Here is a 13,603-nt window from a genome sequence, read left to right as displayed (position 1 = left end):
GGTGAAATTCAGTGCCGTACGCCTCGACCCGAGGAGACGAATCCCAGCAGGTCATGGCGGGTAATAACGCCAACGGGCTTGCCCTCGTCGACGACCATCACCGCGTCGGTGTCACGCAGCATGGACCCGGCAGTGCTCAGCGGCTCCCCCGAGCCGACCAGCGGCAACGGTGGGCTCATGTGCTCAGCCACCGCATCAGCGAGTTGGGCCCGGCCTTCGAATACCGCTGACAGCAGCTCTCTTTCAGAAACAGACCCGGCGACCTCACCCGCCATGACGGGCGGTTCGGCACCCACGACCGGCATCTGTGACACCCCGTACTCGCGCAGGATCTCGATGGCGTCACGCACCGTCTCCGACGGATGAGTGTGCACCAAATCCGGTAGTGCCCCGGACTTTCCGCGCAGCACGTCACCCACGGTCGGCTCGGAGACGCTGCCGTCCAGACGGCTGCGCAGGAACCCGTAGGAGGACATCCAGCCGTCGTTGAACACCTTGGACAGGTATCCGCGGCCACCGTCGGGCAACAGCACGACGACCAGCCCATCGGGACCGACCCTCTCTGCCAACCGAATTGCCGCCACCACTGCCATCCCGCAGGATCCGCCGACCAGCAATCCCTCTTCCCGGGCAAGGCGGCGAGTCATCTCGAACGAGTCCGCATCGGATACCGCGATGACCTCGTCAACCACACTGGGGTCGTAGGCGGTGGGCCAAAAGTCCTCTCCCACACCTTCGACGAGGTAGGGGCGGCCGGTGCCGCCGGAGTAGACCGACCCCTCCGGATCGGCACCGACGACCTTGACGGCACCCCCCGATACCTCCTTGAGGTACCGGCCCGCGCCCGTGATCGTCCCTCCGGTGCCCACTCCGGCGACGAAGTGGGTGATCTTGCCATCGGTGTCGGCCCAGATTTCCGGGCCGGTGGTCTCGTAGTGGCTGGCGGGGCCGTTCGGGTTGGAGTACTGGTCGGGCTTCCAGGCGCCCTCGATCTCACGCACCAGGCGGTCCGAGACGTTGTAGTAGCTGTCGGGGTGCTCCGGCGGTACCGCGGTGGGGCACACGACGACTTCGGCCCCATAGGCCCGCAACACATTCCGCTTGTCTTCGCTGACCTTGTCGGGGCACACGAATACGCAGCGATACCCCTTGCGCTGGGCGACCAGGGCCAGTCCGACGCCGGTGTTACCCGAGGTAGGTTCGACGATGGTGCCACCGGGCTTGAGTAGGCCCGCCTCCTCGGCGGCCTCGATCATCTTGACGGCGATGCGGTCCTTGGAGCTGCCGCCGGGGTTGAGGTATTCGATCTTGGCGGCCACCGTCGCGTATCCCTCGGGCACCACCGAGTTCAGCCGGACGAGGGGGGTGTTACCGATCAGATCCGAGACATGCTGGGCGATGCGCATGCCGGTAACGCTATTAGACCGACGAGCAGCTCGCGCGAAGAGGCTCCATCACAGACGGCTGGTTCGCGCGCCGAGGACCTCAGGCAGGGATCAGACCGCGGCCGGTGCGACGAACTCGGCCGAGGACGTCTCGGGCACCGCGTCGCGGATGTACTGGCCGATCTGCGCCAGCGACCTCTTGGCCTCGGGCACGATCTTGGTGGCCACCTGGAAGACGTGCATCTGGCCGGGCCAGATCTTGATCTCCACCGGCACCCCCTGCTCGGCAAGGCGCTGCCCCAGCAGGCGAGCGTCGTAGAGCAGCACCTCCGACCCGGAGCAATGCACCAGCGTCTGCGGCATCCGGCCGTCGACCTTGTCGATGATCTCTTGGGGGGGTATGCCGCCACCGGCCTTGGTGAGGATCTTCTCGAGCGCCTCAAAGCAGTTGGGCGGCAACATGACGTCGGTCTTGGCGTTCTCATGCGCCACCTTGGGCGCAGGATCCAGCTCGATGAGCGGCGAGATGAGGGCCAGCGCCGCCGGGGCCTCACCATCCTCAGCCAGCAGGCGTTGAGCCACGGCTACCGATAGAAATCCGCCCGCCGAATCACCCGCCAGCACAATCTGATCCGCCGCATATCCTTGCGCGCGCAGCCAGCGGTATCCATCGAGGCAGTCGTCGACGGCCTGGTCCAGGGAAGCCTTCGGCGGCATCCGGTAATCAACCACCAGACACGGTGCGTCGGCATGCTGGGAGATGGTGGACACCATGGCGCTGTGGGTGTTTGGGCCACCGACGATGAACGCGCCGCCGTGCAGATACAGCACCACACGCCCGGTGCCGTCTACCGGCCCGACACCCTTGGCGCGAATCAGCCGCGCGTTGGTGTTCGCCAGCGTGACGGTCGCCTTGACCGTGCCACGCGGGGGAACCAGGACGCGGCCCAGCTCTTCGATCAGCCCAAAGGGGTACGGGAGTGTGGGGGCATGGCTGCCGATCTGCAGCACCGTGCGCACCGTCATCCGTACGCCGAATCCGAGCAGCTGCGCGGCCAGACTCGCCGCGTCCTCGATCACTTCGACGGCGGCGCCGTCACTCAGCGGCAGGCCGCGGACCAGCGTATTCAGGCCACTCAGCGAGGATCCTGCAGACCCTGTCGCATGCCCGTATCCGGGAGCGCGCTTCGGTGCGGTCATCTGTTCAGGCTCCTTTGCCTAGCCAGTGTCCTGCGTTTACTCAGGCTGCTAGCTGGCAGCTAGCGCCCGATGGACTATACCCATCAACAAGCAACAAACCGCTTTCGATACCGCATCGTCCCTGCCTCATTTCTCGCAATGCTGGTCAGAGGACTGGCGCGGGGTGTCGCGGTCAGTGAAAATAGCCAGCGTGAGCATCCTCGCCACGCGCCGACGCACCATCTGGGCAGCCCTGAGCACCGGGGCCGCGGGCGCCGCGATGGGCACTGCCGGGTGGGGCGCGTACAGCTTCCTGAATGCGCAGGCCAGGCAGGTTCGCCGCGTGGTCCCGAAGACACATGACGCTCCCCCGGTCGCCGACGGCGTGTACACACCGGGCGGCGGTCCGGTGACGAAGTACAGCCGCGGCGTTCAGTTCGACCTGCACCTCGCGGTATTCGGTGACTCCACCGCCACCGGCTACGGCTGCCACGTCCCCGATGAAGTGCCCGGGGTGCTCTTGGCGCGCGGTTTGGCCGAAGAGTCCGGGAAGCGAATCCGCCTGTCGACCAAGGCGATATCGGGGGCGACATCAAAGGGATTGGCGGCCCAGATCGACGCCATGTCGATCATCGGCCCGCCACCGGACGCCGCGGTGATGATGATCGGCGCGAACGATGTGACCTCGCTCAACGCGGTGCGGGCCTCCGCGCAACGCCTGGGCGACGCGGTGCGGCGCCTGCGCGCGGCCGGGTCCGTCGTCGTGGTGGGCACCTGCCCCGATTTCGGGGTGATCACCGCCATCCCGCAGCCGCTGCGCGCGGTGGTGCGCTCCCGCGGGCTGCGGCTGGCCCATTTCCAGACCGCGGCGGTACGCGCCGCCGGTGGCCTGCCGGTTCCGCTTGCCGATCTGCTGGCTCCGGAATTCCTGCAGGCACCCGAGGAGATGTTCGCCGACGATCACTACCACCCCTCCGCCGCGGGATATGCGCTGGCAGCGCGGCTGCTGCTGCCAGCCCTCGCGAATTCACTCGGTGAATGGACGGGTGGGCCCATCCCGGATTTGCCGTGGGTGTCCGCAGCAGCCGAATCACAGACCATGAGCGCGCGGATGCGCGTCCTGGGCCGAATCTGGCGGCGTAACGCCGCGGAGATCGCTACCGGCATCACGGAACCCGACGATCTGCCCGCGGTGTCGCTGCATTAGATTCCTGGGGAGTAGAACCAGTACTAAATCCCCTATATTCAGGAGTTTTCATGCCCGAAGCCGTGATCGTTTCCCTTGCCCGCTCCCCGATCGGGCGGGCCGGCAAGGGCTCGCTGGTGAGCATGCGGCCGGATGACCTGGCCGCGCAGATGGTGCGCGCCGCTCTCGACAAGGTGCCCGCACTCGACCCCAAGGACATCGACGACCTGATGCTGGGCTGCGGTCAGCCCGGCGGCGAGGCCGGTTTCAACATCGGGCGCGCCGTAGCGGTGCAGCTCGGTTACGACTTCCTGCCCGGCACCACCGTCAACCGCTACTGCTCGTCCTCGCTGCAGACCACCCGGATGGCGTTCCACGCCATCAAGGCCGGCGAGGGCCACGCCTTCATTTCCGCTGGCGTGGAGACGGTTTCGCGCTTCCCGAAGGGCACCTCCGACGGCTGGCCCGACACCCACAACCCGGTGTACGGCGAGGCCGAGGCCCGCACCGTCACCGCCGCGCAGGGTGCCACCGAATGGCATGACCCGCGCAACGACGGCCTGACCCCCGACGTGTACATCGCCATGGGCCAGACCGCCGAGAACGTGGCACTGCACACCGGCATCAGCCGCGAGGACCAGGACCACTGGGGTGTGCGTAGCCAGAACCGGGCCGAAAAGGCCATCGCTGATGGCTTTTTCGAGCGTGAAATCACCCCGGTGACCCTGGCCGACGGCACCGTCGTGTCCAAGGATGACGGCCCGCGCGCCGGCACCACCTACGAGGCCATCAGCCAGCTCAAGCCGGTGTTCCGCCCGAACGGCACCATCACCGCCGGTAACGCGTGCCCGCTCAACGACGGTGCGGCCGCGCTGGTCATCATGAGCGATGTGCGGGCCAAGGAGCTGGGTCTGACCCCGCTGGCGCGCATCGTCTCGACCGGTGTCTCCGGCCTGTCCCCCGAGATCATGGGTCTGGGCCCGATCGAGGCTGTCAAGCGCGCACTGGCGAACGCGGGCAAGTCGATTGGCGATATCGATCTGTTCGAGATCAACGAGGCGTTCGCGGTGCAGGTGCTGGGCTCGGCCCGCGAGCTGGGCATCGACGAGGACAAGCTGAACGTCTCCGGCGGCGCGATCGCCCTGGGTCACCCGTTCGGCATGACCGGTGCCCGCATCACCGCCACGCTGCTGAACAACCTGACCACCTATGACAAGACCTTCGGCGTCGAGACCATGTGTGTCGGTGGCGGCCAGGGTATGGCGATGGTCATCGAGCGGCTCGCTTAGTTCTCCCTTTCGTCGACACGCCGTGTTGCGGCGGGTTCGTCTCGTACGTTCCCGCCACGACACGGCGTGTCGGCGTTTGTGGCGCCTGCCAGCCATGCGGCAGGCGCCCGCTCACTAGAATTCCGTGGCGATGACCACTATCGGAACTCCCCTGTCACCGCGTGCCACCCGCGTCATGCTGCTCGGCGCGGGCGAACTCGGCCGCGAGGTACTGATCGCCCTGCAACGCCTGGGTGTCGAAACCATCGCCGTCGACCGCTACCAGGACGCCCCTGGACACCAAGTCGCCCACCACGCACACGTCATCTCGATGACCGACCCCGAGCAGCTGCGCGCCCTCATCGAGGCCGAGAAGCCCGATCTGGTGGTTCCCGAGATCGAGGCGATCGCCACGGCCACCTTGGAGGCCCTGGAGGCCGAGGGTGTGGTGCGCGTGATCCCCACCGCTCGCGCGGCGCGGCTCACGATGGATCGCGAAGGTATCCGCCGACTGGCGGCCGAGACACTCGAATTGCCTACCAGCCCTTACCAATTCTGCAGCTCGCTGGACGAGTTGCGGGCCGCGATCGACTCGGAATCCGGGGGCATCGGATATCCCTGCGTGGTGAAGCCGCTGATGAGCAGCTCCGGCAAGGGACAGAGCAAGCTCGACGGACCCGCCGATGTCGAGAACGCCTGGGAGTACGCGATGGCGGGCAGCCGGGTAACCAACAACCGGGTCATCGTGGAGGGATTCGTCGACTTCGACTACGAGATCACGCTTTTGACGGTGCGGGCGCTGGGGGCGGACGGTGAGATCGAGACGAGCTTTTGCGCGCCCATCGGGCACCGGCAGGCCAACGGTGACTACGTCGAGAGCTGGCAGCCACATCCGATGTCGGACGAGGCCCTCCGGAGTGCTCAGCACATCGCGCGATCCGTCACCGAAAACCTGGGCGGTCAGGGAATTTTCGGTGTCGAACTGTTCGTCAAGGGCGATCAGGTGTACTTCAGCGAAGTCAGCCCACGCCCACACGACACGGGCATGGTCACCATGATCACGCAGTGGCAGAACGAGTTCGAGCTACATGCCCGCGCCATCCTGGGGCTTCCCGTCGACACGACCATGAAGTCCCCCGGGGCCAGCGCCGTGATCTACGGCGGGGTCGACGCGCAGGGCGTGGTGTTCGACGGCGTCGAGGACGCTCTCCGGGTCCCGCGTACCGACGTGCGGTTGTTCGGCAAGCCGGAAAGTTTCGTCACCCGCCGGATGGGTGTGGCGCTGGCACGCGACGAGAGTGTGGACACCGCACGCCGCAATGCCGCCGAGGCCGCCGGCCGGGTCCGCGTTTCCGGCTGAGCCTTTCGACGAAAAAAGGGGCGCCCCTTGGCGGGGCGCCCCTTTTTTTACTGCGAAGCGCTAGTCGTTCTGGAAGTAGCTCAGCAGTCGCAGAATCTCGACGTAGAGCCAGACCAGGGTGACGGCCAGGCCGAGGGCGATGCCCCAGGCGGCCTTCTCGGGGGCACCGGCGCGCACCATCTGGTCCGCGGCGTCGAAGTCGATCAGGAAGCTGAACGCGGCCAGACCGATGCAGACGAGCGAGAAGATGATCGCGATCGGACCACCGCTGCGCAGACCCATGTCGATACCGAAGAATCCGAGGACAATGTTTCCGAGCGCCAGCACCATGACGCCGACCAGGCCGGCGAGCAGCATCCGCTGGAACTTGGGCGTGACGCGGATGGCACCTGAGCGGTACACGAAGAGCATGCCGATGAACACACCCACGGTGCCCAGCACCGCCTGCCCGATCAGGGCGCCGGCGTTGGCCCCGGCCACCTGGAAGGTCAGCGCAAACGAGATCGCACCGACGAACAGGCCCTCAAGCGCCGCGTAGCTCAGCACGATCGCCGGGCTGTCCTGCTTACGCCCGAAGCTCGCGATCATCACCATGACCAAGCCGCCGAGCCCACCCACGAGCAGGAACGGCATTGCCAGCGCCGGGTTGGTGCTGACCATGAAGAAGGATGCGATGGCGACGGCGACGATGACACCGAGGGTGATGCCGGTCTTGGTCACCACATCATCGATGGTCAACGGCCGGGACACCCCGGACTGTGCCTCCGGGTACGCGGTGTACGGGTCCTGGCGCATCTGCTGGGCCGCCATGGCACCGGCGCCTGCTGCACCCGCCCCGAACTGCGCATAGCCGCCACCCTCTTTTCCGGGCAACGACCGAAGAATGGGATTGCTGGTGGTTCGCACCGTCGTGATCCTCTCCTGGAAGTGCGGTACCGCGATGTGCGGCCTCCGCAGATGACGTCAATCAAAGTCAACTGGACGTTTAACGAGCAGGCAAGTGCAAGAGTTCCACGCTTACGCCAAGGGTTCCCGAACTGTCCGGCCACGTCGTGGCCTCACAGTACCGCCCGCTGCCCGCTGCTGTGGCAAATCCCTGTGAGATCCCTGTGAACAGTAAGATTTTTAGCTGGAAGTCCTACTAGACATTACATGGATGTCCAACTAGATTCGGGAGTACCGACCTCCCTGATCTCCCACCGTTTCCCAAGGGGCTACACCATGAGTTCGTTACCTGATTCGCTGCCCAAACTGACGCATTTCGTCGCCGGTAAGCGCGTTCCCGGCACCTCCGGCCGCTTCGCCGACGTGTTCGACCCAACACTGGGTAAGCCGGTGCGGCAGGTACCGTTGGCAGACGTTTCCGAAGTCGAGGCGGTCATCGCGAACGCCGCGCAGGCTCAGCCCGGCTGGGCCGCCCGCAACCCTCAGCAACGCGCCCGTGTGCTCGCCAGGTTCGTCGACCTGGTTCGCGCCGAGATCGACGACCTGGCCGCGATGCTGTCCCAGGAACACGGCAAGACCATCGCCGATGCCAAGGGCGATATCGAACGCGGACTCGAGGTCTGCGAATTCGCCACCGGCATCCCCCATCTCATCAAGGGCGAGTACACCAGTGGTGCCGGCACGGGCATCGACGTGTACTCCATCCGTCAGCCCCTCGGCGTGGTCGCGGGCATCACCCCGTTCAACTTCCCGGCCATGATCCCGCTCTGGAAAGCGGGCCCCGCACTGGCATGTGGAAATGCCTTCGTCCTCAAGCCATCCGAGCGCGACCCGTCGGTGCCGCTACGCCTCGCCGAGCTGTTCCTCGAAGCAGGTCTGCCGCCCGGCGTCTTCAACGTTGTCAACGGGGACAAGACCGCCGTAGACGCGCTGCTGAACGATCCGCGCATCGCCGCGGTCGGATTCGTCGGCTCCACCCCGATCGCGCAATACATCTACGAGACCGCCACCGCCAACGGTAAACGCGCCCAGTGCTTTGGCGGCGCCAAGAACCACATGATCATCATGCCGGACGCCGACATCGACCAGGCCATCGATGCGCTGATCGGTGCGGGATACGGCTCGGCCGGTGAGCGCTGTATGGCCATCTCCGTTGCGGTGCCCGTCGGCGATGCCACCGCGGAACGGCTCGTCGACGGACTGGCCAAACGCGCCCGCGAGCTGGTGGTCGGGCCATCGCTGGACGCCGGTTCCGATTTCGGCCCGCTGGTGGGGGCCGACGCCCTCAAGCGGGTGCGTGACTACATCGACATCGGTATCGCCGAGGGCGCCGAACTGGTTCTGGACGGGCGCGATCTCACGGTCGACGGCCACGAGGATGGATTCTTCATCGGCGCATCGCTTTTCGACCACGTGACGCCCGAGATGCGCATCTACCAGGAAGAGATCTTCGGGCCGGTGGTGTCGGTGGTGCGGGCCAAGGACTACGACGAGGCGGTGCGGCTACCGTCCGAGCACGAGTTCGGAAACGGTGTCGCCATCTTCACTCGTGACGGCGACACCGCGCGCGACTTCTGCGCCAAGGTCAATACCGGAATGGTCGGCGTGAACGTACCGATCCCAGTTCCGGTGGCGTACCACACCTTTGGCGGCTGGAAGCGATCCGGATTCGGCGACCTCAACCAGCACGGACCCGACTCCATCCGGTTCTACACCAAGACCAAGACGGTGACCCAACGCTGGCCCTCGGGCACCAAGGAAGGCGCCTCCTTCGTCATTCCGACCATGGACTGAGCGCACAATCCATGTTCAATCTCACCGACGAACAGCGCGAAATCTGGAATACGGCAAGAGAGTTCGCCGATATCCACATCGCGCCCCATGCCCTGGACTGGGACCGCGACAAGTACTTCCCGGTCGAAGTGTTTCCCAAGGCCGCGGCCCTGGGCATGGGCGGCATCTACATCAACCCCGATGTCGGCGGTTCCGGACTCACCCGTCTGGACGCCTCGTTGATCTTCGAGGCCATGGCCACCGGATGCTCCGCCGTCTCGGCGTTCATCTCCATCCACAACATGGCGGCCTGGATGATCGACGAATTCGGCGACGAGGAACAGCGTCAACGCTGGCTGCCCTCGATGTGCACCATGGAGACCATCGGCGCCTACTGCCTCACCGAGCCTGAATGCGGCAGTGACGCCGCGGCGTTGCGCACCAACGCGGCTCGTGATGGTGACGAATACGTGCTCAACGGTGTCAAACAGTTCATCTCCGGCGCCGGAGCCGCGGACCTGTACGTCGTGATGGCACGCACGGGGGGCCCCGGGCCACGGGGCATCTCTACCATCGTGGTTCCCAAGGACACCCCCGGCCTATCCTTCGGCCCGCCCGAACGCAAGATGGGCTGGCATGCCCAGCCCACCGCGCAGGTCATCTTCGACGACGTCCGGGTTCCGGTGGCCAACCGCATCGGTGAGGAAGGCATCGGGTTCACCATCGCGATGCGCGGCCTCAACGGTGGCCGGCTCAACATCGCGTCATGCTCGCTGGGCGGGGCGCGCTCTGCGTTGGAAAAGGTCATCGAGTACCTGCGCACCCGCAAGGCCTTCGGTGAGGAGCTGATCAAGTTCCAGGCGCTGCAATTCCGGCTCGCGGATATGGCCACCGAGCTGGAGGCCGCCCGCACCATGGTCTGGCGTGCGGCCTCCGCGGTCACCGAGGGTGATCCGCGCGCCGCCGAGTTGTGTGCCATGGCCAAACGCATCGCCACTGACGTAGGTTTCACCGTGGCCAACGAGGCGTTGCAGCTGCATGGCGGCTACGGCTACCTGGCCGAGTACGGCATCGAGAAGATCGTACGAGACCTACGGGTGCACCAAATCCTGGAAGGAACCAACGAGATCATGCGAGTCATCGTGTCCCGCAAGCTGATAGAACAGGGGCTCCCGGCGTGACGGATCAGATCGAGACACGGGTCGAGAAGGGCGTCGGCCTGCTGACGCTGAACCGCCCCAAGGCCATCAACTCGCTCACCAACGACATGGTGACCGCCATGTCCTCGGTGCTGTCCGAGTGGGAGGCCGATGATGACATCCGGGCCGTGGTGTTGTCGGGTGCGGGCGAGCGTGGTCTGTGCGCCGGCGGCGACGTGGTCGAGATCCATAACAGCGCCAAGATCGACGGCGTGGTCGCCCGCCGGTTCTTCCGCGAGGAGTATCAGCTCAACGCCCAGGTGGGCCGGTTCACGAAACCATATGTGGCACTGATGGATGGCATCGTGATGGGCGGCGGTGTCGGAGTCGCCGGGCACGCGAACATCCGGATCGTCACCGAGACCTCCAAGGTCGGCATGCCCGAGGTGGGTATCGGATTCATCCCCGACGTCGGCGGTACCTACCTGCTCTCACGCGCGCCCGGCCAGCTCGGCGTGCACGCCGGACTCACCGGCGCTCCGTTCTCCGGTGCCGACGCCATCGCGCTGGGATTCGCCGACCACTACGTGCCGCATGACCGGCTCGACAAGTTCACCAAGGCCATCATCGACAGCGATATCGCCACCGCGCTTGCGGTGCACGGCGCCAGTGCACCGTCGAGCGACCTTCTGGCTCAGCGTAGTTGGATCGATGAATGCTATGCGGGCGAATCCGTCGCCGATATCGTGGCGGCGCTGCAGTCCCACGGGGATGAGCGAGCACGTGCGGCAGCCGACCAAATCCTGACCCGCTCCCCCATCGCCCTGTCGGTGACGCTGGCAGCGGTGCGACGGGCACGCGAGTTGCCGTCGTTGGAAGCAGTTCTCACCCAGGAATATCGGGTGTCCAGCCAATCGGTGCGGTCGCATGATCTTGTTGAGGGCATCAGGGCTCAGCTGGTCGACAAGGACCGCAACCCGCAGTGGGATCCGAAGACGCTCGCCGCGGTGACCCAGGCCGATGTCGAGGCCTTCTTCCAGCCGGTCAGCGATGATCTGGAGTGGTCGGCGTGAGCACAATCGCATTTATCGGCTTGGGCCACATGGGATTACCGATGGCGGTCAACCTCGCCAAGGCCGGGCACACCGTGGCTGCCTTCGACCTGTCCGAGCAGGCGCGCGATGCCGCCACCGAGGCCGGTGTGCCGTTGGCCGAGTCGGGGGCGGCAGCCGCAGCCACCGCTGACGTGGTGATCACCATGCTGCCCAAGGGCGCGCATGTGCTCACGGCGTATGAGAATCTGCTGCCCGCGGCGCGTCCCGGCACCCTGTTCATCGACTCCTCCACCGTGGACGTGGCCGATGCCCGCGCCGCACATGAGGCGGCCACCGCGGCGGGCCACCGCTTCGCCGACGCGCCGGTATCCGGTGGCGTACCTGGCGCCACCGCGGCGACCCTGACCTTCATGGTTGGTGCCGAGGACGCCGTATTCGCGGCCGCCGAACCGATTCTGGAGGTCATGGGCAAGCGCGTGGTGCACTGCGGCGGCCCCGGTGTCGGCCAGGCCGCGAAGATCTGCAACAACATGATCCTCGGCGTATCGATGATCGCGATCAGCGAGGCATTCGTGCTCGGCGAGAAGCTCGGGCTCTCTCATCAGGCGCTGTTCGATGTCGCGGCCAACGCCTCAGGCCAATGTTGGGCGCTCACGTCGAACTGTCCGGTGCCAGGGCCTGTACCCACCAGCCCCGCCAATCGCGACTACACCCCGGGCTTCGCCGTCGCCTTGATGGCCAAAGACCTGGGTCTGGCCGCCAATGCGGTACGCGCCAACGGAGTTGATGCGCAGTTGGGATTGGCCGCCGCGCACATCTACGACGACTTCAATTCCACCGGAGGCTCCGGCCTAGACTTCTCGGCGATCTTCTCGCGAATCCAAGGAGCGTCATGACTTTCGAAACCATCCTCACCGAACGCATCGATCGCGTCGCGGTCATCACATTGAACCGGCCCAAGGCGCTCAACGCGCTGAACTCGCAGGTGATGAACGAGGTGACCGCCGCCGCAGCCGAATTCGACGCGGATCACGGCATCGGCGCGATCATCATCACCGGCAGTGAGAAGGCGTTCGCGGCGGGTGCGGATATCAAGGAGATGAGCGAGCAGTCGTTCAGCGATATGTTCGGCTCCGACTTCTTCGCCGCCTGGGCCAAGTTGGGCGCGGTGCGCACGCCGACGATCGCCGCGGTGAGCGGCTACGCCCTCGGTGGGGGCTGCGAGCTGGCCATGATGTGCGATCTGATCATCGCCGCCGAGAACGCCAAGTTCGGACAGCCCGAGATCAAGCTGGGCGTGCTGCCCGGGATGGGTGGCTCGCAGCGTCTCACCCGTGCCATCGGCAAGGCGAAGGCCATGGACCTGATCCTCACCGGCCGGAACATCGACGCCGCCGAGGCCGAGCGCAGTGGCCTGGTCTCACGGGTGGTGCCCACCGAGAGCCTGCTCGACGAGGCCAAGGCCGTCGCCACGACCATCTCGGAGATGTCGTTGTCGGCCTCGATGATGGCCAAGGAAGCCGTGAACCGGGCCTTCGAGTCCAGCCTGGCCGAGGGATTGCTGTTCGAGCGCAGGATTTTCCACTCGGCATTCGGCACCGCCGATCAGTCCGAGGGCATGGCCGCGTTCGTCGAGAAGCGTCCCGCCAACTTCATTCACCGCTAAGCGCATGACCCTGCCGTTCGATCCCGTCGACGACGCCCATCGCCATTGGGTGGAAAACGGCTGGGGTGAGGTCGCCGACGGGATGGCCGCCGTGACGTCGGTGATGCGGGCACACCAGATCATGCTGGCGCGGGTCGAGGACGTACTGCGCCCGCATGGTCTGACCTTCTCGCGGTATGAGCTGCTGATGCTGCTGTCCTTCAGCCGGGCCGGCTCCATGCCCATGGCCAAAGCCAGTGCACGCCTTCAGGTTCACCCCACCTCTGTGACCAACACGGTGGATCGACTCGAGGAGGCGGGGTTGGTGCGCCGCGTGCCCAATCCCGCCGACGGTCGCGGCACGCTGGTCGAGATCACTGCTGCGGGCCGCGATCTCGGTTCGGTGGCGACCGCCGATCTGAACGCCAAGGTATTCGCACAGATCGGGCTGTCGCCGTCGCGGACCCGGACCCTGGTCTCGGTGCTGACGCATCTGCGGCGCGACGCCGGTGACTTCGGCCAGAGCTGACCGTCCCGGACCACACGCTTGGTGCCCGCCTCTACGCGACAACCGCCGAATGAACCAGATCAGACAGATCTTTGTCGCATAGAGGTGGGCAGGGCCCACACGTCCACCGCGCCGCGGACCCCAATGACATCGCACGCGA

At 65.9% G+C, this 13,603-nt stretch carries 12 protein-coding genes; 9 read left to right on the top strand and 3 right to left on the bottom strand.

Translation table 11 applies throughout. The annotated features are described in order from the left end of the window. Positions 1-8: 8 nt before the first annotated feature. Both B4393_RS00915 and B4393_RS00910 read right to left on the bottom strand, forming a co-directional pair. Positions 9-1,406 carry a cystathionine beta-synthase gene (locus B4393_RS00915; protein ID WP_070936225.1) on the bottom strand — a complete coding sequence of 466 codons (1,398 nt, stop codon included), beginning with the start codon at positions 1,404-1,406 and terminating at the stop codon, positions 9-11. A gap of 90 nt (positions 1,407-1,496) precedes the next feature. Then, entirely contained in the window at positions 1,497-2,585 is a 1,089-nt protein-coding gene (locus B4393_RS00910) for an alpha/beta hydrolase (protein ID WP_078332561.1), read from the bottom strand. A gap of 190 nt (positions 2,586-2,775) precedes the next feature. Here B4393_RS00910 and B4393_RS00905 point away from each other — a divergent pair, with 190 nt between their 5' ends. From B4393_RS00905 to purT, 3 genes are all read left to right on the top strand, one after another. After that, on the top strand, positions 2,776-3,771 hold the full coding sequence (locus B4393_RS00905) for an SGNH/GDSL hydrolase family protein (RefSeq protein WP_078332560.1): 996 nt from the start codon (positions 2,776-2,778) through the stop codon (positions 3,769-3,771). Between the two features lie 50 nt (positions 3,772-3,821). Further along, a complete protein-coding gene (locus B4393_RS00900; RefSeq protein WP_078332559.1) occupies positions 3,822-5,039 on the top strand; it encodes an acetyl-CoA C-acetyltransferase in 1,218 nt (405 codons plus the stop codon). A gap of 130 nt (positions 5,040-5,169) precedes the next feature. Continuing rightward, entirely contained in the window at positions 5,170-6,378 is a 1,209-nt protein-coding gene (purT, locus tag B4393_RS00895; protein WP_070936234.1) for a formate-dependent phosphoribosylglycinamide formyltransferase, read from the top strand. A gap of 60 nt (positions 6,379-6,438) precedes the next feature. Here the strand turns inward: purT and B4393_RS00890 are convergent, their stop codons facing one another. Next, on the bottom strand, positions 6,439-7,284 hold the full coding sequence (locus tag B4393_RS00890) for a Bax inhibitor-1/YccA family protein (protein WP_070936236.1): 846 nt from the start codon (positions 7,282-7,284) through the stop codon (positions 6,439-6,441). A gap of 315 nt (positions 7,285-7,599) precedes the next feature. Here B4393_RS00890 and B4393_RS00885 point away from each other — a divergent pair, with 315 nt between their 5' ends. From B4393_RS00885 to B4393_RS00860, 6 genes are read left to right on the top strand one after another with little or no spacing between them, the layout of a single operon-like run. Further along, positions 7,600-9,117 (top strand): CoA-acylating methylmalonate-semialdehyde dehydrogenase, encoded by a 1,518-nt coding sequence (locus B4393_RS00885; protein ID WP_078332558.1) that lies wholly within the window; start codon positions 7,600-7,602, stop codon positions 9,115-9,117. An 11-nt stretch (positions 9,118-9,128) separates the two neighbouring features. After that, positions 9,129-10,277, top strand: coding sequence for an isobutyryl-CoA dehydrogenase (locus B4393_RS00880; RefSeq protein ID WP_078332557.1), 1,149 nt, complete (start codon positions 9,129-9,131; stop codon positions 10,275-10,277). Continuing rightward, on the top strand, positions 10,274-11,308 hold the full coding sequence (locus tag B4393_RS00875; protein WP_078332556.1) for an enoyl-CoA hydratase/isomerase family protein: 1,035 nt from the start codon (positions 10,274-10,276) through the stop codon (positions 11,306-11,308). Before B4393_RS00880 ends, B4393_RS00875 begins: the two co-directional genes overlap by 4 nt. Next, complete coding sequence (gene mmsB, locus B4393_RS00870) at positions 11,305-12,186, top strand: 3-hydroxyisobutyrate dehydrogenase (RefSeq protein WP_078332967.1); 882 nt, start codon at positions 11,305-11,307, stop codon at positions 12,184-12,186. Before B4393_RS00875 ends, mmsB begins: the two co-directional genes overlap by 4 nt. After that, a complete protein-coding gene (locus tag B4393_RS00865) occupies positions 12,183-12,956 on the top strand; it encodes an enoyl-CoA hydratase (RefSeq protein ID WP_070936246.1) in 774 nt (257 codons plus the stop codon). Before mmsB ends, B4393_RS00865 begins: the two co-directional genes overlap by 4 nt. A gap of 4 nt (positions 12,957-12,960) precedes the next feature. After that, entirely contained in the window at positions 12,961-13,464 is a 504-nt protein-coding gene (locus tag B4393_RS00860) for a MarR family winged helix-turn-helix transcriptional regulator (protein WP_078332555.1), read from the top strand. Positions 13,465-13,603: the final 139 nt, after the last annotated feature.

The organism is Mycobacteroides franklinii (assembly GCF_002013895.1).
GTDB lineage: Bacteria > Actinomycetota > Actinomycetes > Mycobacteriales > Mycobacteriaceae > Mycobacterium > Mycobacterium franklinii.
The sequence above is the reverse complement of the archived record's forward strand: the minus strand, read 5'-3'. Positions and strand labels throughout refer to the sequence as shown.